This is a genomic window from Neisseria sp. CCUG17229 (genome assembly GCF_047839235.1).
Taxonomy (GTDB): Bacteria; Pseudomonadota; Gammaproteobacteria; order Burkholderiales; family Neisseriaceae; genus Neisseria; species Neisseria brasiliensis.
In genome coordinates, this window is record NZ_CP181247.1 from 719,115 (window position 1) to 741,788 (window position 22,674).

Genomic DNA, 22,674 nt, shown 5'->3' on the forward strand with positions numbered 1-22,674 from the left:
GCTATGACACGGAGACCTTTGCAAGACTTAATTTAAACCAAGAAAGCTATGCTCGTCATTCCCGCCTGCGTGGGAATGACGATTTAAAGATTTCTAAAGATTTACGAGTTTTGCAAAAGTCTCACGCTGTTTGTTGATGAGGGTATGATGAATCAGATGGAAAATTATGCGTTAAGGCCGTCTGAAACAGAAATTTTCAGACGGCCTTGCTGTTTTATTTGATGCTTAAATTCATCAATCCACACCGCGCGCACGGTTTTCGTGGAATTGCGCTTGCCAGTCGCTGAACTTGCCTTGCTCGATGGCTTCACGCATTTCGGCCATGATCACTTGGTAGAAGTGCAGGTTGTGAATGGTGTTCAGTTGCGCGCCTAAGATTTCGCCGACTTTATGCAAATGGTGCAGATACGAGCGGCTGAAGTTTTGACAGGCGTAGCAGGTGCAGGATTCGTCGATGGGGCGGTTGTCGAGGCGGTGTTTGGCGTTTTTGATTTTCAAATCGCCAAAGCGGGTAAACAGCCAGCCGTTGCGGGCGTTGCGGGTCGGCATCACGCAGTCGAACATGTCCACGCCGTGCGCCACGCCGTACACTAGGTCTTCCGGTGTGCCGACGCCCATCAGGTAATGCGGTTTGTGCTCCGGCAGAATCGGGCCGACGGCGCGCAGCATGCGGTACATTTCGGGCTTGGGTTCGCCCACAGATAAACCGCCAATGGCCAAGCCAGGGAAGTCGAATTGTTCCAAGCCGCGCAGCGATTCTTCGCGCAAGTCTTCATACATCGCGCCTTGCACAATGCCGAATAGGGCGTTGGGGTTGTTTAAATCTTCAAACGCTTTTTTGCTGCGTTCTGCCCAGCGCAGGCTCATTTGCAGTGATTTGCGCGCTTGCTCGTGGCTGGCTTCGCCCGGTGTGCATTCATCAAGCTGCATGACGATGTCGGAATTCAATACTGTTTGAATTTTCATCGAAATTTCAGGCGACAGGAATAATTTGTCGCCGTTAATCGGGCTTTTGAAGGTGCAGCCTTCTTCGGTAAGCTTGCGCATGTCGGACAGGGAAAACACTTGGAAGCCGCCCGAATCGGTGAGAATCGGTTTGTCCCAGCCGATAAATTGGTGCAGGCCGCCGAATTGTTCGATGACTTCCAAGCCGGGGCGCAGCCATAAGTGGTAAGTGTTGCCCAAAATGATTTGGGCGTTGATGTCGTGCAGGTTTTGCGGCGTCATGGCCTTAACCGAGCCGTAGGTGCCAACCGGCATGAATACGGGGGTTTCGATTTTGCCGTGGTTCAGCTCAAGGGTACCGCGGCGGGCAAGGCCGTCTTTTTTGTGCAGGGTAAATTTCAACATGGGTGAAGCGTGTTCGGATAAATAAATAATTATAACTGATAAGCGTTTATTAGGGTGTGCTTAAGTCAATGTCGGGATGAAAGGTGCGGAAGGTCAGGTTAATGCGCGGCGCGATGATTTTGGTGCTTTTCATCACGGCGTGACGCCAATGCTGTTGAGTTTGATCGCGCATGACGATTAATTGGCCGTGCTGTAGCATCAATTCGCGTTTTTCTGCGGTGTGTTTGTGTTTGAAAGCAAATTTTCGGGTGGCGCCGAGGCTGAGCGAAGCAATAATGGATTCATTACCTAATTCTTTTTCGTCGTCGCTGTGCCAGCCCATGCCTTCGAGGCCGTCTGAATATAAGTTGAGCAAACAGGAATTGAATACGGTCGGGCTGATGGCTTGAAGATGCTCTTCGATGGTGTATTTGAGGGAAAGTAAAGTCGGATGCCAAGGCAGGGCGGTGCGGCGGATACCGGAATAGGTGTAGCCAAAAGTATGGTCGCCATACCAAGCCACTTGGCGGGCGGTGGTGATGTGTTTGCCGTAAATAATGGCTTCATCGTGTTGCCAAGGAATATTGTGCAGCAAATCTTCAAATAAATTATCGGCTTCTTGAGGTTTTAAAATCACGCCGAAATCGTTGACGATACCATCATAGGGCAGCAGATTGTCTGCGGGGGATGAAGTTTGGAATAGGTCGAATTGGTTCATAAAGAAATTTGAATGGTTAATAAATGATTACGCGTGTTTTTCAGACGGCATTGAGATGATTTGTACCCTTGCTGCAACAGGCGTAGGCGATATGCCCCGCATTTGGTCGGCAGCTTGCTAATTAATTGGCAGGCATTATATAATTTACAAGATTAGCTTTTTGATTGTGTATCGAATAAAAACGCCAACCACAATCATGATATTAAACCAGCTTTCAGGCAGTTTGCGTTGTTGAATAAATATAATGAATCATGCCGTCTGAAAAATTACTTATCACTCGGAGTTTTGAATGTTGAACATTACCTTGCCTGACGGTTCCGTCCGCCAATATGAATCACCTGTAACCGTTGCCCAAATTGCGGCATCGATTGGTGCAGGTTTGGCGAAGGCGACAGTGGCCGGTAAAGTCAACGGCAAATTGGTGGACGCTTGCGACCCGATTACCGAAGATTCAAGCGTGCAAATCATCACCCCTAAAGACAAAGAGGGTGTGGAAATTATTCGTCACTCATGCGCCCACTTGATTGGCCACGCCGTGAAACAGCTTTATCCAAATGCCAAAATGGTGATTGGTCCGGTGATTGAAGACGGTTTCTATTACGACATTGCGACTGAAAAACCGTTCACGCCGGAAGACGTGGCCGCCATCGAAAACCGCATGAAAGAATTGATTGCGCAAGATTACGATGTGGTCAAAATCATGACCCCGCGCGAAGAAACGGTCAAAATCTTTGCTGATCGCGGCGAAGAATACAAACTGCGTCTGATTGAAGACATGCCTGAAGTCGAAGCGATGGGTATGTATCACCATCAAGAATATGTGGATATGTGTCGCGGCCCACACGTGCCAAATACGCGTTTCCTGAAAAACTTCAAGCTGACTAAATTGGCCGGTGCCTACTGGCGCGGTGACAGCAACAACGAAATGCTGCAACGTATCTACGGCACAGCATGGGCAAGCAAAGACGAATTAAAAGCCTATATCCAGCGCATCGAAGAAGCGGAAAAACGCGACCATCGCAAGCTGGGTAAGCAATTGGATTTGTTCCATCTGCAAGACGAAGCACCGGGCATGGTGTTCTGGCATCCGAAAGGCTGGGCATTGTGGCAGGCGATTGAGCAGCATATGCGCAAAGAGCTGGATGCGGCCGGTTATAAAGAAGTGAAAACCCCGCAGATTATGGATAAAACCTTCTGGGAGCAATCCGGCCACTGGGACAATTACAAAGACAATATGTTCCTGACCAACTCGGAAAAACGCGAATACGCCGTGAAACCGATGAATTGCCCGGGACATGTGCAGATTTTCAATAACGGTTTGCGCTCTTACCGCGATTTGCCAATGCGTTTGGCCGAATTTGGTTCGTGCCACCGCAATGAACCAAGTGGCGCCTTACATGGTCTGATGCGTGTGCGTGGTTTTGTGCAAGACGATGCGCATATTTTCTGTACTGAAGATCAAATCGTAGAAGAAGCGCGCGCATTTAATGAATTGTTGGTGCGTATTTACAAGCAATTCGGCTTCCATGATGTGGCGGTAAAATTGTCGTTGCGCCCTGAAAAACGTGCCGGTTCTGATGAAATTTGGGATAAGGCCGAGCAAGGTTTGCGCGATGCCCTGACGGCTTGTAATGTGGAATGGGAAGAGTTGCCGGGCGAGGGTGCATTCTATGGTCCGAAAATCGAATACCATGTGAAAGATGCCTTGGGTCGCTCATGGCAGTGCGGTACTTTGCAGCTTGACTTCGTCTTACCGGAGCGCTTGGATGCCGAATACGTCACCGAAAACAACGACCGCGCCCGTCCGGTAATGTTGCACCGCGCGATTTTGGGTTCATTGGAGCGCTTTATCGGTATTCTGATTGAAAATCATGCCGGTTCGTTCCCATTGTGGTTGGCGCCGGTGCAAATGGTGATTATGAACATCACCGAAAAACAAGCCGATTATTGCCGTGAAGTTGCCGCTAAATTGCAAGCAGCCGGTTTGCGCGTTGAGTTGGATTTGCGCAACGAAAAAATCGGCTACAAAATCCGCGACAACAGCCAATACCGTTTCCCATACCAAATCGTGGTGGGCGACAAAGAAATGCAAGATGGCAAAGTGGCCGTGCGCCGTAAGGCAGAAGATTTAGGTTCGCTGAATTTGGATGATTTCATTGCACAATTGCAGCAAGAAATCGCCGAATCAGTGGCATAATTGATTTTTAAACAAGAGCCCGCTTGCAAAGCAGGTGGGCAACAATACTAATTTTTAGAAGGAGTATTATCATCGCTCAAGAACGCGAAGCACGAATTAACGGCGAAATCACCGCCAAAGAAGTGCGATTAATTAGTGATTCAGGCGAACAGCTTGGTGTTGTGTCTGTCCGTGAGGCTTTGGCTATGGCTGAAGAGCAGGATGTGGATTTGGTAGAGATTTCTCCTACCGCTAAGCCGCCTGTGTGCAAACTCATGGATTTTGGTAAATACAAATACCAACAAGCCAAAAAGCGCGACGAAGCTAAGAAAAACCAGAAGCAGGTGCAGATTAAAGAAATCAAATTCCGTCCGGGTACCGACGAAGGCGATTATCAAATCAAAATGCGCAACATCAACCGCTTCTTGGAAGATGGTGACAAGGTAAAAGTGACCTTGCGTTTCCGCGGTCGCGAAATGGCGCACCAACAATTAGGCGCACAACTTCTCGAGCGCGTGAAAGAAGATTTGGCTGAAGTGGCGCAAATCGAATCTTTCCCGAAAATGGAAGGTCGCCAAATGGTCATGATGATTGCGCCAAAGAAAAAATAAAGTTATAATGCTTGGCTTACTTCGGTTGCTGCACGAAGTAAGCTGATATTTGGCAGCAAAAACCGTGGTGTTTGGGATACAAGTGTTTGAAATCCATGATTTCAAAGCCCCTCATGCCTTATCTAAAAACAAATGGAGTTTTCCCCATGCCTAAAATGAAAACCAAGTCTAGCGCGAAAAAACGCTTTAAAGTACTGGGTAACGGTGGTGTAAAACGCGGTCATGCGTTTAAAAGTCACATCCTGACCAAAAAAACCACTAAAACGAAACGTCAATTGCGCGGCACCTCTATGGTGAATGAGCGTGATTTGGCAGCTGTTGCTAAAATGTTACCTTACGCTTAAGGAGTTTAAAGTATGCCACGCGTAAAACGCGGTGTTACCGCTCGTGCTCGTCACCAAAAAATCTTCGCTTTAGCCAAAGGCTATCGCGGTCGTCGTAAAAATGTATACCGTGTTGCCAAGCAAGCGGTAATGAAAGCCGGTCAATACGCTTACCGTGACCGTCGCCAACGCAAACGTCAATTCCGTCAATTGTGGATCGTGCGTATTAACGCCGGTGCCCGTGAAAACGGTTTGTCTTACAGCAAATTCATGAATGGCCTGAAACGCGCGTCTATCGAAATCGACCGCAAAGTATTGGCTGACTTGGCTGTATTCGACAAAGCTGCATTCGCACAATTGGTTGAAAAAGCAAAAGGTGCTTTGGCCGCTTAATGCGACAAGCTTGAAAAAGGAAACTTCGGTTTCCTTTTTTTATGGTTTAAAGAAATCCTATGTAATTGATTTTTCTTCTTTAAAGCCTGTTTTTTTGGTGTAAATTGCGTTAAAATGGTAGCCGTTTCAGTCGGTTTGGGCATAAGCCTTTTGAGCCGACTATATTAAACGGATTGGCCGTTGCAAGATTTATCAGGCCGTCTGAAAAAGGTAGCAGGAATCACGATTCTTCATCCTTTCAGACGGCCTCATCATTTCAAAACTTCAATCATCAACTTCTAGACGATAGACAAAAGATTATTATGGAAAATGTAAACCGCATTGTTGCCGAAGGCATTGCCGCCGTAGAAGCCGCGGCAGATTTCAACGCCTTGGAACAAGTGAAAGCCCGCTACATGGGTAAAACCGGTGAATTGACCGGCTTGCTGAAAACCTTGGGTCAAATGTCGCCGGAAGAGCGCAAAACCATCGGTGCCCACATCAACGAATGCAAGAACCAGTTTCAGACGGCCTATAATGTAAAACGCGATGCCTTGAACGAAGCCAAATTGCAGGCGCAGTTGGCAGCGGAATCGTTGGACGTAACCTTACCCGGTCGTGGTCAAGCGCTTGGTGGTTTGCACCCTGTGACCCTGACCTTGCAACGTATTGTTGAATTGTTTGAAGGTATTGGCTTTGAAGTGGCCGATGGCCCTGAAATTGAAGACGATTTCCATAATTTCCAAGCCCTGAACATTCCGCAAAACCATCCGGCGCGCGCCATGCAGGATACGTTTTATGTGGAAAACGGCGATGTGTTGCGTACCCACACCTCACCGATTCAAATCCGCTACATGCTGGATAAGAAAAATCCGCCTATCCGCATTATCGCCCCAGGTCGTGTTTACCGCGTTGACAGCGATGCCACACATTCGCCGATGTTCCATCAGGCTGAAGGTTTGTGGGTAGAAGAAGGCGTGACCTTTGCCGATTTGAAAGCTGTGTTTACCGATTTTATCCGCCGCTTCTTCGAGCGCGATGATATGCAGGTGCGTTTCCGTCCGTCGTTTTTCCCGTTTACCGAGCCTTCTGCCGAAATCGACATCATGGCGGAAAACGGCAAATGGTTGGAAGTTGGCGGCTGCGGTATGGTGCATCCGAATGTGTTGAAAAACGTCAACATTGATCCGGAAAAATACACCGGTTTCGCTTTCGGTATCGGCTTAGACCGTTTCGCCATGTTGCGTTACAACGTCAACGATTTGCGTTTGTTCTTCGACAACGATTTGAACTTCTTGAAACAGTTTAAATAAGATTCAGATGGCCTGAAAAGATAAATAGGCCGTCTGAAAAAACGTTCCCTTCATTGATTGCCGTCTGAAACCTTTATTTTCAGACGGCCTGAAAAAAGCTAGAGAAAACATCATGCAATTTTCTTATTCTTGGCTCAAAACACAAGCCAATCCTAATTTGTCGGCCGATGAGCTGGCGCATTTATTGACCATGGCCGGTTTGGAAGTGGAAGAAACCGAAACGGCTGCACCGGCATTTAGTGGCGTAGTTGTAGCTGAAGTGAAATCGGTGGAAAAACACCCTGATGCCGACCGTTTGAACGTAACCAAAGTCGATGCCGCTACCGGTGAATGGATTCAAATTGTGTGCGGTGCGCCGAATGTGAAGCCGGGCATTAAAGTGCCGTGTTCTTTGCCGGGTGCGGTATTGCCGGGTAATTTCAAAATCAAGCCGACCAAAATGCGTGGTGTGGAGTCTAACGGCATGCTGTGTTCGACTGATGAATTGGGCTTGCCGGACGACGGCGTGGACGGTTTGCATATTTTGCCGGCCGATGCCCCTGTCGGCACAGATATCCGCGAATATTTCGATTTGGACGACACAGTTTTCACCTTGAAAATCACGCCTAACCGTACCGACTGCTTGAGCATAAAAGGCATCGCGCGTGAAGTCTCTGCGTTGACGCAATGCACATTTAATCCGGTAGCGATTCAGACGGCCTCTGTGCAACACGATAAAAAACAAGCCGTGCGCATTGATGCGCCTGAAGATTGTGGTCGCTTTATCAGCCGTGTGATTGAAAACGTAAATGCCAAAGCAGAAACGCCTGCTTGGATGAAACACCGCTTGGAACGCAGCGGCGTACGCTCGGTATCGGCTTTGGTCGATATCGGCAACTATGTGATGCTGGAAATCGGCCAACCTATGCATGTGTTTGATGCCGATAAAATCAACGGCAGCATCATTGTGCGCCGTGCCCAAAATGGTGAAACGCTGGAATGTTTGAACGAAAAAACCGTGACCTTGGCCGACAATACTTTGGTGATTGCCGATGAAAAAGGCGTATTGAGCATGGCCGGTTTGATGGGTGGCGAGGGCAGTGCAGTTTCGGATGAGACCACTCGCATTGTGCTGGAAGCGGCCTATTTTAATCCGGTAACCATTTCCGGTAAATCACGCCAATACGGCTTTGGCTCGGATTCTTCATTCCGCTTTGAGCGCGGTGTGGACTGGCAATTGCAAACCGATGCGATTGAGCGTGCGACTGAATTGGTGCAGCAAATTTGTGGTGGTGAAGCCGGTGAAATGGTGGAAGCGCAAGGCCAATTGCCGCAAGCTAAGCAAGTGGAAATCCGTTTGGCGCGCTTAGAAAAAATGCTCGGCGTGAGTGTGCCTGCCCAACAGGTTGAAACCATTTTGCAACACTTGGGCTTGAATCCGGTGAAATCGGCCGAAGGCTTTACAGTTACCGCACCAAGCTTCCGTTTTGATATTGAAATCGAAGCGGATTTGGTTGAAGAAATCGGCCGCGTGTATGGTTATGAAAATATTCCTGACGATCATACTTCAGGCCGTCTGAAAATGTTGGCGTTGCTGGAAACCAAGCGTCCACGTTTTGCCGTTTACAACGAAATGGCGGCGCGCGGTTATCAAGAAGCAGTCAGCTATGCGTTTGTCGATGAGCAATGGGAGCAGGATTTTGCCGCCAACACCAATCCGATTCGCCTGCAAAACCCATTGGCGGCGCAATATGCGGTGATGCGATCGACCTTAATCGGCGGTTTGGTGGAAATTCTGCAAAACAATTTAAACCGCAAGCAAAACCGCGTGCGTGTATTTGAAATTGCCCGTGTGTTTAGTAAAGATTCAGACGGCCAATTCCAGCAAAAAGAACGCATCGGCGGCTTATGGTATGGCTCGGTTGCGCCGGAACAATGGGGCGAAAAAGCACGCACTGTTGATTTTTACGACATCAAGGCCGATGTGGAAAACCTGCTTAAAGATAAAGCCGTGACCTTTGTCAAAGCCGAACATCCTGCCTTGCATCCGGGACGCACTGCTAATATTGTTTCAGACGGCGTGGTGATTGGTTTTGTCGGCGAATTGCATCCGAAATGGTTGCAAAAATACGACTTGCCGCAAGCTGCCTTGGTGTTTGAAATCGATATGGATGCGGTATTGGGACGTGAAAAAACACGCTATCAAGCCGTTTCTAAATTCCAAGCCGCGCGCCGAGATTTGGCGTTTGTGGTGCCGGAGGGCATGAGCCACGATGAATTGTTGGCCGCTTTGAATGACAAAGCCAATGCCTTGGTGCAGGAAATCAGCCTGTTTGACGTCTATCGCGGTGCCGGTTTGCCGGAAGGCACGAAGAGTATGGCGGTGAAAGTGATTCTGCAAGACATGGAAACCACCTTAACCGATGAAGTGGTTGAGCCTTTGATGGCGAAGCTGGTGGAATCGGCCACTGCCATCGGCGCACAATTGCGCGGCTAATCTGATGTGCATCATTAAAGTGCCAAATGCTGAAAAATCAAACAGTAAATTCTGTTTGATTTTTCAGTTTGGTACTTGAATTTTAAGAAAAAATTAGTAATAATCTGCTCCTATTAAAAAAGAAGGTAAGAATATGACATTAACTAAAGCCGAGTTGGCCGATATTTTGGTAGACAAAGTCAGCAACGTGACCAAGAACGATGCCAAAGAAATCGTCGAACTTTTTTTTGAAGAAATCCGCAGCACTTTGGCGCGCGGCGAAGAAATCAAAATTTCCGGTTTCGGTAATTTCCAATTGCGCGACAAACCGCAACGCCCGGGTCGTAACCCGAAAACCGGCGAAGAAGTGCCGATTACTGCGCGCCGAGTGGTGACGTTCCATGCCAGCCAAAAACTCAAAGGCATGGTGGAGCATTACTATGACAAACAACGCTAATCTGTCGATTCCTGCAAAACGTTATTTTACGTTGGACGAAGTGTGCCAATTGGTGCAAATCAGTCCAGAAGAATTTGCCCAATGGCAATATGAAAACGGTGTGGTTGTCGGCTATGGCGGCGATCGCTATACCCGTTCTGATGTGGTGAAGTTGTTGAAATTAAAAGACACGTTTTCACCTTATGTAGAAGAGCAGCCGCAAGAAGCACTGGATGCCAATGGTCAGCCTGCTGCCGATACCGATGAAATCCGACAAGGATTGAAAAACGTATTGGCCGGTTTGGAAACCATTTTGGCAAAATAATAAAAAACCGAGAAATAAGATTTCTCGGTTTTTTATTGAAAAGGCCGTCTGAAAATGTTTCAGACGGCTTTCTTATATCAGCAAATCAGAATAATGCTTCAAAGCGAACCAGCGCGCCAACGGTATGGTCGCGATCATCTTTACGATTATTGAAATAGTTAACTTCGGTTTGTACGAACAACCATTTACGCCAAATCGGTTGGCGATAACCGGCAAAAGGACCATAGCTATTGAGATTAAACTTTTTATCTTCAATATAACCATGCGTATGCAAACCGTAATTAACATAGCGGTTTTCACCTAAGTCGTGTTGGCGGTAAAGGTTATTGCCCCAAGTCCAGTCTTCACGGTCGTCTTCATGTTCGTATTGCAGGTGAAGCTGGTTGGAAATGAAAGTTTTACCGTCTTCTTGATAACGCGTATCCCAGTTGGTACGGACATGGTGTTCACTCTTAGAGCCGTAGCGGTAAATCTGCTCCAAACCGGTAACCAATTTATCGTTAACCTGCCAATCTTTTTCTGCTTTTACGCGCGCATATAAATCGCTGCCAGAGCGGATACCGATGTCAAAATCAGTATCAATACTGCTGCTGTCAAGGAATTCGTTCCAGCGCAAGGCAATAGATGAGTTTTGATCACGGTTGGTGCGGTAATCGTATTTCTTACCGTCGCGGTAGGTACGGTTTTGATAATTGCTGGCTTCGTTGCGGAACTCATCGTCTAAGGAATCGTCACCGAACACGACATTCAGTTTTTGCTCTAACACAGGTAATTTGACGCGACCACGAATACGTGGCGTTACAGAAAATTCATCGTATTTATTCCATTCGGTATCAATCATCACACGCAAATTGGCGCTGGCCGGATTATTGGGATCGGTTTCACCAAACCAGCCGTCCATGCCGTGTGACCATTTTTTTAAAGTGCCTTGTACTTTGCCGTGTTGGGTATCGACCCAAGTATCGCCGCTGGCCGGTACGGTGTCGTCTGCCATCGCTAACGAAGACACACAAGCCGCTAAAATAAATAAAACACGTTGATTTCTCTTTTGCATGATGATTCCCTCAAAATAGGACTGCTTATTAATATCCACATTTTTGAGCATACATTATTTTATGGGGCATCACAAATTTTGCAGAAATTAGGAAAAGTGGGTGACAATATTATAAAAATTATCATTTAAAATGAATATTTAGCAGAAGAAACAATCATTTTTCTTTTATCATTTTGAAAAATAAAACAAAAAAACATTAATATTAAATTAAAAATTTTATTTAGGTGGGGGGGCGGATTTTGGCAGGGTAATTAATCAATAAAGTCATTACGCTTGGAACAGGCGTAATGCCTTATTTCATAAAGGGTTCAGGCCGTCTGAAAAGCTATGTTAAAATCGCATTATTTTTCAGACGGCCTCTATTGTTATGCTTAATCCGAAACACAAACTTGCCGAACTGGTGCGCATTTTGGAAGAGCGGGATTATATTTTTTCTGCTGATCCGGCTCAGATTACGGAATCACTGCGCCATGTCGACGGCCAGCCGGAAGGGAAACTATTGCGCCGTGCGGAGATGATCGACCGCAACCATCAATTGCAAGATGCGTTGGAATACACCAAAAGCGCGGCATTCTGGCTGTGGATTGTCGGCGTGTCGTTGATGTTTGCCAGTGGATTTTCCGGCACTTATATCCTGATGGAAAACCAAGGCTTGAATTTTTTCCTGATTCTGGCGAGCGTGTTGGGCATGAATACCATCATGCTGCTGGTTTGGCTGGTGTCGGTGGCATTTCGTTTTAAATTCGGCAATGTTATCAGCCATCCGATGACGTGGATGCGCGGCAAAGATCCGGTTAATCAGGCCATGTTGCGTTTATATACCGAAGAATGGAAACAACCTTCCACGCGTTGGCTGATCGGTCGCACGTCACACAGCTTATGGCTGGCGACTTTATTGGGCATGTTGATTTCCGTGTTGATGTTGCTACTGGTGCGCCAATATACGTTCAACTGGGAAAGTACGCTGCTCACCAATACCGCTTCAGTCAAAGCCATTGAATGGCTGGGTTGGCTGCCGTCGAAAGTCGGTTTTCCTGTGCCTGATGCCGATGCGGTGTTGCAAGGCCGTCTGAACAGCAATATTGATGATGCGCGTGCATGGTCGGGTTTATTGGTCGGCAGCATTGTGTGCTACGGTATTTTGCCGCGTTTTATCGCGTGGCTGGCGTGCCGAATCATGCTCAAAATCAGCCGCACGCCGTTGCCGCTGGATAAACCTTATTATCAAAAAATTATCCAACAATGGCAGACCAAAATCATCGATGCCGACACGCAAAGCGAAACCGTTGCCGCCGTGTCGCCGAAAATCAACATCAGCGAGGCGCCGAAATGGGCGGTGATGTTGGAAACACAATGGCCGGATGATTCGTGGTTTACCCACACGCTTGGCCAAGATTGGCTCGACAAAGGCGTGGCCGACAGTCGTGATGCGGTACATGCGCTGGCGAACGAATTGCAGCAGCAATCGGCGCAACTACTGATTGGTGTGCGGGCGCATACTGTGCCCGACCGCGGCGTATTGCGCCAAATCACCCAGTTGGCCGAAGCGGCGAAGGGCGGGGCAGTGGTGCAACTCTTAGCCGAACAACATCTTTCAGACGGTCTGCAAGAAAACCTGCAACATTGGCATCAGGCTTTAAATGAGCGCAATTTGGCTTGGTTGAATCCGCCCAAGCTGAATCAGGAATTGCGTTTGCAGCAAAATCAACAGGCCGTCTGAAACACGAAAAAGACAAAACCATGAAAACAAAACCTTTATCTCTGGCTGTGGTCGGCCACACCAACACCGGCAAAACCTCGCTGCTGCGCACTTTATTGCGTGACAGTACTTTCGGTGAAGTGAAAAACGCGCCGTCCACCACGCGCCATGTCGAGCAGGCTGCCATTTCAGACGGCACCGATACGCTGGTGTATTTATACGACACGCCCGGTTTGGAAGATGCGGGCGGTGTGTTGGATTGGTTGGAAGCCAATACTTCATCGCGTTCAGACGGCATCGAGCGTTTGCAGCAGTTTCTCGACAGCCCTGCCGCTGCAGGTGATTTCAATCAGGAAGCCAAAGTATTGCGCCAATTGCTGCAAAGCGATATGGCCTTGTATGTGGTTGACGCGCGCGAGCCGGTGTTGAACAAATATAAAGACGAGCTGACCGTGTTGTCGTGGTGCGCCAAGCCGGTGATGCCGGTGTTTAACTTTATCGGCGGGCAGGGTTTAACCGAATGGACCACCATGCTGGCGCGCCGCACTTTGCATGTATACAGCGGTTTTGATACGGTTGCTTTTGATTTTGAAGGAGAAATCCGCCTGTGGGACAATTTGGCCACCATGTTGCCCGAGCGTGACATTCTCGACCGTTTAATCGGCATGCGCCGCCGCGAATGGCAAAAATTGGACGAAGATGCCCGCCGCGAAATTGCTGATTTTCTGCTTGATGTCGCGGCTTATAAACAGGAAATCGACGAAGACGACAATCCCGAGCCGACCTTGCAAACCATGCAGGCCGAAGTGCGCCAATTAGAGCGCAAAATGCAGCAGCAATTGTTTCAGCTTTACCGCTTCTACCAAAACGACATCGAAAGCGGCGATTGGGCATTGAAAGCCTTCCGCCAAGACCCGTTTGACAGCGATTTGCTGGTGCAATACGGCATCCGCACCGGTACGGGCGCGGCCACCGGTGCACTAATCGGCTTTGGTATTGATATCGCCACGCTGGGCGGTTCCCTCGGTTTGGGCACGGCTATCGGCGGTATTTTGGGCGGTGTATTGCCGAATGTGCAGGATATTTCCGATAAGATTTCCGGCAAACAAACCTTGCATATCGATCCGGAAACTTTAACACTGTTGGCCGCGCGCGCATTGGATTTACTCAATGCCTTGCAAAAACGCGGTCATGCGGCGCAATCACAAGTGGCGTTGCAAAGCGGCCAAACACCTTGGCAGCCGCATAAATTGCCGTCTGAATTAAATAAAGCGCGTTCGCAATGGAAATGGTCGTCGCTGAATACGCATTTACCAGACCTCAGCCACCGCGAGCGGGCAGAAGCTGCGCACAATTTACAACAAAAATTAAAGCGTGAATAGGCCGTCTGAAACCTTAGGCGCGGATAAAAACATTTTTGTTCGTTTATTTTTCTTTTTTAATTCGATTAGAAAATAAAATGAGCATAAATAGCCGATAATGTCGGTTTTTTGATATAAACCGCAATTTTTTTAGTAATAGGTGTTGACGGGCGAAAAAGAAAAGAGCAAAATATATCTCGTTGAGTTGCTTGATGCAGCTTGATTTTTCTCCTCTATTTCTCCTTTGTAGACTTGGCGCATATCCGAAAAGATATGCGCGTTTTTTTTCGTTTTTGAGCGTCATCAAACTGTCACGATTCGCGTGGATGATGTTTATATAAAGGCATATCTGAAATCAAACTACATTTAAAGTGTGTAAACGCAACAATTAAGAAACTTTACAAGAAAATTGCTTGCATAAGCTCGCTGAGTTTGGCATAATGGATTCCGTTAGCTGGTTCGAGTAGTCAGTTAATAGTTTCTCCTCTATTTCTCCTTTGTAGACTTGGCACACATTTGATTGAATGTGTGCATTTTTTTGTCTGTCGTTTGTGTATGTTAATCTTGTGGCGGGATCGCCTTGTTTTAATTTATTATCTTAAATGACTATACCCATAAAAAGTTATTTTCTGTAATAAAATTGCATAGATACTGGTTTACAAACGAACATAGATTTACATGATCGGATATTGAGGCCGTCTAAACAAGCCGCAGATTCTTCGAGAATCTGCGGCTTGTTTAGACGGCCTTTTTGCGGTGTCGTTTTTTGAATTCTTATTGTAATATACTGAAAAAACTGTTGATTTAATCAATGATAAAACAGTTGTTCAATTTTGAGGCAACGGCAAAAACAGGAAAAACAGGAGAAACAAGCATGGAGCGCTTTGATTTTAATTATCCGCCTTATCATGTTTTGAGCGGCAGTGAACGCTTGACGCTGCAAAATGTGGTGGATATTGCGTTTTACCGCGATGAAGAATTGATTATCGAGCCCAATACGCCGATTGAGTTTTTGTATGTGGTGATGAAGGGCGTAGTGAAGGAAGTCGGTTGCGACGGCGAAGTGGTGGCGGTTTATCGGGCGCATGATACTTTTGAAGCACGCGCTTTGGTGGAAGGGACGAGCCAAAACAGTTTTGTCGTGGCTGAAGAAGCTTTGGTTTACAAGCTGCCGAAAGCCTGTGTGTTGCATTTGATGGAAGGCAACAGCCGCTTTGGTTCGTATTTCTATGCTTCTGTCGCGGAAAAACTGGCCAACCGTTCCGAGTCACCCGATGAAGATGAATTTGAAAGTCTGTTTACCGCCAAAGTGCGCGATGCTTATCGCGATAATGCAGTGTGGTTGGATGGCAATGCCACGGTGTTGGAGGCGGCGCATCTGATGAAGGAGCGTAAGACCAAAACGCTTTTATTGCATCATGACGGGCAGACCGGTTTGTTCACCGAATCGGCTTTCCGCGATATTGTGATTGAAGGCGCATCGTTTGATGATCCGGTATATAAGTGGTCGCCGCCGCAATTGATTACCGCTGATATTGATGATTTTGTGTTCAATGCCTTGTTGCGCATGATGGAATCGCGCATTCAGCGTGTGATTGTGACTGAAAACGGCAAAGCCATCGGCGCTTTAGAGCAGCTCGATATTTTGGCTTATTTTTCCAACCACACGCATGTAGTGGTGCAGCGCATTGAAAAGGCGGAAACCATCGATGATTTGGCCGAATTGGCGACACACATGAATGGCTCGATTCAAGCCTTGCATAAGAATGGCGTGCGGGCGAAGCAGTTGTCGCAGTTGATGCAGGTATCGAACAGCGCGTTGTTTGAAAAAACATGGCGGCTGTTGGCTTCGGAACATTTGTATGAACACTCGTGCCTGTTGGTGATGGGTTCGGAAGGGCGTGGCGAGCAGATTTTAAAAACCGACCAAGACAATGCGCTGATTTTGGCCGAAGGTGTGGACTTGTCAGAAGCGCAAGCGACGGCGGAAAAATTCTCCGCTGCTTTAGAGCATTTCGGTTATCCGCCGTGCAAAGGTGGGATTATGGTGTGTAATCCGATGTGGCGCAAACCGATTGGTGAATTTAAAAAGATGATTGGCGGCTGGCTGAGTTCGGCCACACCGACCAATATGATGAATTTGGCGATTTTCATCGATGCCAAAGCGGTGGCAGGTGATGTGTCGCTATTAGATGAATTAAATCGTTACCTTTACCGCCGTATGGATAAAGATGTCGGCATTTTGATGAATTTTGCCCGTGCGGTAGATTTGTTTGAAGACCACAGCCGCCGCTTTATGCCGCGTCTGCTGCAACGCAACAATAAGAAAATGGACGTGAAAAAAATCGGTATTTTTCCGATTGTGCATGGTGTGCGTGCATTGGCTTTGGAAGCGCATTTGGAGGCAAATAATTCGTTTGAGCGCATCAATATCTTGGTGGCGCGCAATATTTTGGAGCCGCAAGCAGGCCGTGATCTTGCCGAAGCCTTGGGCTATCTGATGGATTTGCGTTTGAAAGGCGGTTTGATGGCGTTGAACGATCCTATGCAGAAGCTGAATAATCAGGTCGATACCGATAAGCTTTCCACGCTTGAACGCGATTTGTTGAAAGATTCGCTGAATGTGGTGAAACGCTTTAAGCAAACGGTGCGTCATCATTTCCATTTGGGAGGGTAGGCTATGTTTGACAAACTGAAACGCAGCTATTACCGACGCCATCTGAAAGATCCGAAATACACGTTTCTTTATGACGAACACCCCGATGAGATGGTGAGCATCGATTGTGAAACCACCAGCTTGAATGTAAAAGAGGCGGAAATCATTTCCATCGGCGCGGTGAAAATCCGCGGCAATACTATTTTGACCAGCGAGCCGTTTTATGTGTTGGTGAAGCCGGAAGGCATGATGGAAGCGACTAATGTGACGGTGCACGGTTTGCGCCCGAAAGACCTTTCAGACGGCATTTCAGTTGAAGAGGCATTGTATCAGCTGCTGGATTTTATCGGCGGCAGGGCGCTGGTGGGCTATTATCTGGAATACGATGTGGCGATGATTGATAAGTTTCTGAAGCCTTTAATCGGCATTCCGTTGCCAAACCGGCAGATTGAAGTGTCGGCTGTGTATTTTAAACAAGAAGTGAAGAAAAATTTTTATTACAACGATTACGTTGATTTACGAATGGCCAGCATGATTAAAACTTTACGCATTCCGGATTTGCCCCGCCACAATGCGCTCAACGATGCTATTAATGTGGCGATGATGTGGCAGGCGATTCTGGCCAGAAAATAAAATAGGGGATAACAATCGGTTTTGATTAGAAAAACCGATGTCTATCATCAGTTAAACTGATAACAAAAGGCCGTCTGAAAGCGTTTCAGACGGCCTTTTTGCGGTTTTTTTTGAGCAGTATTTCTAGGTGAGTTTATAGAAAAATCCTCAAAAATTTGAATTTTGCAAACAAAAAAGCAAGAATTTTATGTAAAAAAAAGTTAATTATGAGGGGATTTTAATTTATATAACATCTAAACATTAATATTTTCACTGCGTGAAATTAGCTTGGGTTAAATTTGATTAATATTTTTTAACTGATTGTTGCATAAAAAATTTTACTCAAAAACTTATCAATTTTATTGATAAATTATTAATTCGGATTCATACGACGCATTTTCATTTATTGCTGCCCAAGCCTACTTCAAAGGGTGATATTGAAAGCATAATGAATTGTGCTATTCTGACTTCAAGGCAGCTTTGCCTGCTGCGGTAACACCAATCAAGAAACAAAAAATTCCGGCGTAGGGCGTAGTAGTTTGCTCTGATGACCGGGGTATTCTCTACAATAATAAGGAGAGCATCATGTCCGATAATAAACAAAACATGACGGCTTATTGGAAAGCCAATGTACGTCTGATTTTGGGTTGCATGATTGTGTGGGCACTCTGTTCGCATGTAATCGCCATCTTCCTACGCCCGGCTTTAATGGGCATTGAGATTTTTAATATCGATATCGGTTTTTGGTTTGGCCAACAAGGTTCGATGTTGACCTTTATTGCCATCATTTTCTTCTATTCATGGAGAATGAACAAAATCGATGAAGCATTCGGCGTACACGAGGAGTAAATCATGAGTCAATTTTGGATTAACGTCTTATTCGTGAGTGCGTCGTTTGCACTCTATTTCGGTATCGCCATTTGGGCACGTGCCGGTTCGACTAAAGAATTCTATGTAGCAGGCGGCGGCGTACATCCTGTGTTGAATGGTATGGCTACAGGTGCCGACTGGATGAGTGCCGCATCGTTTATTTCCATGGCTGGTATGTTAGCGATGGGTGGTTATGCAGCTTCGGCTTATTTGATGGGCTGGACCGGCGGCTATGTATTGCTGGCTCTGCTGTTGGCACCATACTTGCGCAAATTCGGTAAGTTTACCGTACCGGATTTTATCGGTGACCGTTTCTACAGCCGCAATGCCCGTTTGATTGCTGTGGCCTGTTTGATTTTGGCTTCAACCACTTATGTAATTGGCCAAATGACCGGTGCCGGTGTCGCGTTCTCTCGCTTCTTGGAGGTGAGCAATACCACCGGTTTGATTATCGCAGCGTTTGTGGTGCTGTTTTACGCGGTATTGGGGGGCATGAAGGGCATTACTTATACCCAAGTCGCACAATATGTGGTGCTGATTATTGCCTACACCATTCCTGCGGTGTTTATCTCGCTGGAAATGACCGGTAATCCGATTCCACCGTTGGGCTTGTTCGGTAACGATACTGCTACCGGTGTGCCTTTGCTGCAAAAATTGGATGGTTTGGTGACCGATTTGGGCTTTGCGTCTTATACCGCCGATGTGTCTGACAAGCTGAATATGTTCTTGCTGACCATGTCGTTGATGATCGGTACCGCAGGTTTGCCACACGTGATTATCCGCTTCTTCACTGTGCCGAAAGTATCGGATGCCCGTTCTTCAGCCGGTTGGGCGCTGGTATTCATTGCCTTGCTCTATACCACTGCACCTGCTGTCGGCTCAATGGCGCGTATTAACCTGATTGAAACCGTGTATCCGCAAGGTGTTCAGTCTGAGTCGTTGGCATATGAAGCACGCCCGGAATGGATGAAAACTTGGGAAAACACTGGTTTACTGAAGTTTGAAGACAAAAACGGCGATGGCCGCATCCAATACTACAACGATAAAGCCAAAGATTTCCCTGTAGCGCAAGAGCGTGGCTGGGAAGGCAATGAGTTGACCGTCAACAACGACATCATGGTATTGGCGAATCCTGAAATTGCGAATCTGCCTAGCTGGGTAATCGGTCTGATTGCTGCCGGTGGTTTGGCTGCCGCACTCTCAACCGCTGCTGGTTTGCTGCTTGCCATCTCGTCTGCCATCTCGCATGACTTGATTAAGAAAACGCTCAAACCTGATATCACTGATAAAGGCGAATTGATGGCCGCGCGCGTGTCGATGACGGTGGCGATTGTGATTGCCACATGGCTGGGTATTAACCCACCGGGCTTTGCAGCACAAGTAGTGGCACTGGCATTCGGTATTGCAGCCGCTTCGATTTTCCCGACTTTGATGATGGGCATTTTCTCGAAACGTGTGAATGACAAAGGCGCGATTGCCGGTATGTTGGTAGGTTTGATTTCGACTTGTGTGTACATTTTCCTGTACATGGGCTGGTTCTTCATTCCAGGTACCAACACTTTTGAAAATACCCCTGAAAACTGGATTTTCGGTATTTCCCCACTGGGCTTCGGTCCGATTGGTGCGGTGTTGAACTTTGCGGTTGCCTTCATTGTGTCGGCAATGGGTAAAGAGCCACCACAAGATGTACAAGACTTGGTAGAAAGCGTGCGTTACCCACGCGGCGCAGGCGAAGCCATCGACCACTAATCATGTAGTAAGTAAAACGCGGGTTGAAACAAACCCGCGTTTTTTATATTAGATTAAAAATACTTTTCAGACGGCCTATAAACACCTATCATGCCGTCTGAAAACAACAACACATCAAAGGAACGCTTATGCTGTGGGAACTGATTGCCACCATTACTGCCGGTTTCGGTGCTGCAGGTATCGCGCTGATTTTGCGCACGATGTTTAAAAAATTACCCAAATGGCTGATTCCTGCTGCGGCCGGTTTGGGCATGATCGGGTTTCAGGTATTCAGCGAATACACTTGGTTTGAGCATACCCGTTCGCGATTGCCGTCTGAAACCAAAGTGGTTGCCGAAATTCCTGAAACCGCTTTTTACAAGCCGTGGTCGTATGTTAAGCCGCAGGTGTTGAAATTTGTTGCCGTCGATACCGCCAACGTGGAAACCGTCGATCAAGCGCGCAACATCCGCCGCGCCAATTTGTATTTCTTTGAGCGTCGCATGAGCGCGCAAACCTTGCCGGTGTGGATAGACTGCCAGAACCAATTGCAATCGGATATTGCCGACCCCGCCAAACAGGTATGGGGTAAAACGGGTTATACCGAGAATATTGTGGCTGCAGTTTGTCGTTGATGAATTTATTAATACAAAAGGCCGTCTGAAATTGATTTTTTCAGACGGCCTTTCATTTATTCAATCCAAATTCAACATCGGCATTTCTTTCACTTCTTCCATCACCACATAGCTGCGGCTCTCGGCAGCGGCGGGCAGTTGCAGCAGAATATTACCCAGCATATCGCGATAAGCCGACATATCCGGCAGACGCACTTTAATCAGATAATCGTATTCGCCCGATACCAAATGGCATTCCAAAATCTGCGGAATATGCGCGACTTCACGGCGGAAGTCTTCAAAAATATTGCCCGATTTCGAGCGCAATTTGATTTCCACAAATACCAACAAACTTTGCCCGAGCGCATGCGGATTCAGATGGGCATGATAGCCGGTGATAAAATGATCGCGTTCCAAACGGCGCACGCGCTCGGTTACCGGCGTGGTGGATAAACCGACTTTTTCGGCCAATTCGGTCATCGGAATGCGCGCGTTTTGCTGCAATAATTTTAAGATTTTCAAATCAGTTTTATCCAATTCCTTCATGGTTAAAATCACTTTTTAAAAATTAATTTTCAGGATAATAATTTATAAAACTGAAAAAATAAAGTGAAATATCCTGATAAAAATCAACTACACTACACTACATTTATTTCGTATAAAAATAATGGAGAAATATGAACGTAGTGGTTTTGGGTGCTGGTGTGACCGGCATCGCAACGGCTTGGTATTTATTGGAAAAAGGCCATCAGGTAACGGTAATTGACCGGGCAGAAGCAGCGGCAATGGAAACCAGTTTTGCCAATGCCGGCCAGCTTTCCTATGGCTACACCACGCCTTGGGCAGCGCCCGGCATTCCTGCCAAAGCGGCCAAATGGCTGTTTCGGCCGCATTCGCCTTTGATTTTGAAGCCAGATGGCAGCCGCTTTCAATGGCAATGGCTGATGAGCATGCTGCAAAACTGCACCACCGAGCGTTACCAAACCAATAAAGAACGCATGGTGCGCATTTCCGAATACAGCCGCGAAATGTTCCGCCGTTTTGAAGCAGAAACCGGTTTGGATTTTGAAGGCCGCCATAAAGGCACATTGCAGATTTTCCGCACGCAAAAAGAAGTGGCCGCTGCGGCAAAAGATATTGAAGTGTTGGCGGAATATGGTGTGCCGTATCAACGTTTGCAGCCGGAAGAATGCCTGCAATTCGAGCCTGCTTTGCGCCATGCTTTAGATAAAATCGCCGGTGCCTTGCATCTGCCCAACGACAGCACGGGCGATTGCCATCTTTTTACCCAACGTTTGCAAGCCTTATGTGAAGCCAAGGGCGCGGTGTTCAAATTTGAACACAACATTGAGTGCATCGAACATCAAGGCCGCAATATTACCGCCGTTATCGCCAACGGCCAGCGCTTTGAAGCCGACCGTTTCGTGTGCTGCTTGGGCAGCTTCAGCCGCACGGTGATGGCGCAATTGGGCTTGGATTTGCCGATTTATCCGGTAAAAGGCTATTCGCTCACCGTGCCGGTTATCAACGGCGACGAAGCGCCGGTATCGACGATTTTGGACGAAACCTACAAAGTCGCCATCACCCGCTTCAACGACCGCATCCGTGTCGGCGGCATGGCCGAATTGTCGGGCTACGAAATCAAGTTGCCGCAAGAGCGGCGTGAAACCTTGGCTTTGGTGGTGCAGGATTTGTATCCGCAAGGCGGCGATGTGGCCAAAGCCATGTTCTGGAGCGGTTTGCGCCCGATGACGCCCGACAGCACGCCCATCATCGGTGCAACGCGATACGAAAATTTATTCTTAAACACCGGTCACGGTACTTTGGGCTGGACGATGTCGCTCGGCTCCGGCCGCATCACCGCCGATTTGGTGAGCGAAATTGCGCCTGAAATCCGCACCGACGATTTAGGCATGGCACGCTACGTCTGAATTGAGGCCGTCTGAAACGATAGGCCGTCTGAAATATTCAATTGATGTTCAGACGGCCTTCAGTGCTTTTCCATATTTGAAAAACAATACA

20 protein-coding genes are annotated in these 22,674 nt (G+C 47.3%); 16 read left to right on the forward strand and 4 right to left on the reverse strand.

The genetic code is table 11. The features are described from left to right. Positions 1 to 234: 234 nt before the first annotated feature. Complete coding sequence (gene tgt, locus ACM67B_RS03350; RefSeq protein WP_100564156.1) at positions 235 to 1,350, reverse strand: tRNA guanosine(34) transglycosylase Tgt; 1,116 nt, start codon at positions 1,348 to 1,350, stop codon at positions 235 to 237. A gap of 49 nt (positions 1,351 to 1,399) precedes the next feature. After that, positions 1,400 to 2,047 (reverse strand): alpha-ketoglutarate-dependent dioxygenase AlkB family protein, encoded by a 648-nt coding sequence (locus ACM67B_RS03355; RefSeq protein WP_416190147.1) that lies wholly within the window; start codon positions 2,045 to 2,047, stop codon positions 1,400 to 1,402. Positions 2,048 to 2,336: 289 nt separating this feature from the next. Between ACM67B_RS03355 and thrS the strand changes: the two genes are divergently transcribed. The 8 genes from thrS to ACM67B_RS03395 all read left to right on the forward strand — a co-directional run bounded on the left by thrS (position 2,337) and on the right by ACM67B_RS03395 (position 10,058). Then, positions 2,337 to 4,244, forward strand: a complete 1,908-nt coding sequence (gene thrS / locus ACM67B_RS03360; protein WP_416190148.1) for a threonine--tRNA ligase — start codon at positions 2,337 to 2,339, stop codon at positions 4,242 to 4,244. 68 nt (positions 4,245 to 4,312) lie between these two features. Further along, complete coding sequence (gene infC, locus ACM67B_RS03365) at positions 4,313 to 4,834, forward strand: translation initiation factor IF-3 (protein ID WP_096296160.1); 522 nt, start codon at positions 4,313 to 4,315, stop codon at positions 4,832 to 4,834. Positions 4,835 to 4,980: 146 nt separating this feature from the next. Beyond that, positions 4,981 to 5,178: a 50S ribosomal protein L35 gene (gene rpmI, locus ACM67B_RS03370; protein WP_095502651.1), complete on the forward strand. Its 198-nt coding sequence runs from the start codon at positions 4,981 to 4,983 to the stop codon at positions 5,176 to 5,178. A 12-nt stretch (positions 5,179 to 5,190) separates the two neighbouring features. Continuing rightward, on the forward strand, positions 5,191 to 5,550 hold the full coding sequence (gene rplT, locus ACM67B_RS03375; protein ID WP_100564154.1) for a 50S ribosomal protein L20: 360 nt from the start codon (positions 5,191 to 5,193) through the stop codon (positions 5,548 to 5,550). A gap of 302 nt (positions 5,551 to 5,852) precedes the next feature. Further along, the gene (pheS, locus tag ACM67B_RS03380; protein ID WP_100564151.1) at positions 5,853 to 6,842 is read left to right on the forward strand and encodes a phenylalanine--tRNA ligase subunit alpha; all 990 of its coding nucleotides are present in this window, start codon (positions 5,853 to 5,855) and stop codon (positions 6,840 to 6,842) included. Positions 6,843 to 6,954: 112 nt separating this feature from the next. Next, positions 6,955 to 9,318, forward strand: coding sequence for a phenylalanine--tRNA ligase subunit beta (gene pheT / locus ACM67B_RS03385; protein WP_416190149.1), 2,364 nt, complete (start codon positions 6,955 to 6,957; stop codon positions 9,316 to 9,318). A 133-nt stretch (positions 9,319 to 9,451) separates the two neighbouring features. Continuing rightward, positions 9,452 to 9,754: an integration host factor subunit alpha gene (locus ACM67B_RS03390; RefSeq protein ID WP_003675494.1), complete on the forward strand. Its 303-nt coding sequence runs from the start codon at positions 9,452 to 9,454 to the stop codon at positions 9,752 to 9,754. Next, positions 9,738 to 10,058 (forward strand): hypothetical protein, encoded by a 321-nt coding sequence (locus ACM67B_RS03395; RefSeq protein ID WP_416190150.1) that lies wholly within the window; start codon positions 9,738 to 9,740, stop codon positions 10,056 to 10,058. The genes ACM67B_RS03390 and ACM67B_RS03395 overlap by 17 nt, the downstream gene beginning before the upstream one ends. An 85-nt stretch (positions 10,059 to 10,143) precedes the next feature. Here ACM67B_RS03395 and ACM67B_RS03400 read toward each other — a convergent pair whose 3' ends face one another. Continuing rightward, positions 10,144 to 11,112: a hypothetical protein gene (locus ACM67B_RS03400; protein ID WP_416190151.1), complete on the reverse strand. Its 969-nt coding sequence runs from the start codon at positions 11,110 to 11,112 to the stop codon at positions 10,144 to 10,146. Positions 11,113 to 11,479: 367 nt separating this feature from the next. Between ACM67B_RS03400 and ACM67B_RS03405 the strand changes: the two genes are divergently transcribed. From ACM67B_RS03405 to ACM67B_RS03435, 7 genes are all read left to right on the forward strand, one after another. Then, entirely contained in the window at positions 11,480 to 12,832 is a 1,353-nt protein-coding gene (locus tag ACM67B_RS03405) for a DUF2868 domain-containing protein (protein ID WP_416190152.1), read from the forward strand. 20 nt (positions 12,833 to 12,852) lie between these two features. After that, a complete protein-coding gene (locus ACM67B_RS03410) occupies positions 12,853 to 14,193 on the forward strand; it encodes a DUF3482 domain-containing protein (RefSeq protein WP_416190153.1) in 1,341 nt (446 codons plus the stop codon). An 853-nt stretch (positions 14,194 to 15,046) separates the two neighbouring features. Next, on the forward strand, positions 15,047 to 16,849 hold the full coding sequence (locus ACM67B_RS03415) for a DUF294 nucleotidyltransferase-like domain-containing protein (RefSeq protein ID WP_416190154.1): 1,803 nt from the start codon (positions 15,047 to 15,049) through the stop codon (positions 16,847 to 16,849). A gap of 3 nt (positions 16,850 to 16,852) precedes the next feature. Beyond that, positions 16,853 to 17,461, forward strand: coding sequence for a 3'-5' exonuclease (locus tag ACM67B_RS03420; protein ID WP_416190155.1), 609 nt, complete (start codon positions 16,853 to 16,855; stop codon positions 17,459 to 17,461). A gap of 564 nt (positions 17,462 to 18,025) precedes the next feature. Further along, positions 18,026 to 18,289 (forward strand): DUF4212 domain-containing protein, encoded by a 264-nt coding sequence (locus ACM67B_RS03425; RefSeq protein ID WP_095502661.1) that lies wholly within the window; start codon positions 18,026 to 18,028, stop codon positions 18,287 to 18,289. Between the two features lie 3 nt (positions 18,290 to 18,292). After that, positions 18,293 to 20,059 (forward strand): sodium:solute symporter family protein, encoded by a 1,767-nt coding sequence (locus ACM67B_RS03430; protein ID WP_416190156.1) that lies wholly within the window; start codon positions 18,293 to 18,295, stop codon positions 20,057 to 20,059. 128 nt (positions 20,060 to 20,187) lie between these two features. Beyond that, positions 20,188 to 20,673, forward strand: coding sequence for a hypothetical protein (locus ACM67B_RS03435; protein ID WP_416190157.1), 486 nt, complete (start codon positions 20,188 to 20,190; stop codon positions 20,671 to 20,673). Positions 20,674 to 20,733: 60 nt separating this feature from the next. On the opposite strand, the gene ACM67B_RS03440 is transcribed toward ACM67B_RS03435, so the two are convergent. Next, positions 20,734 to 21,198 carry an Lrp/AsnC ligand binding domain-containing protein gene (locus ACM67B_RS03440; RefSeq protein ID WP_416190158.1) on the reverse strand — a complete coding sequence of 155 codons (465 nt, stop codon included), beginning with the start codon at positions 21,196 to 21,198 and terminating at the stop codon, positions 20,734 to 20,736. Positions 21,199 to 21,329: 131 nt separating this feature from the next. On the opposite strand from ACM67B_RS03440, the gene ACM67B_RS03445 reads away from it, so the two are divergent. Continuing rightward, on the forward strand, positions 21,330 to 22,583 hold the full coding sequence (locus ACM67B_RS03445) for a D-amino acid dehydrogenase (RefSeq protein ID WP_416190159.1): 1,254 nt from the start codon (positions 21,330 to 21,332) through the stop codon (positions 22,581 to 22,583). Positions 22,584 to 22,674: the final 91 nt, after the last annotated feature.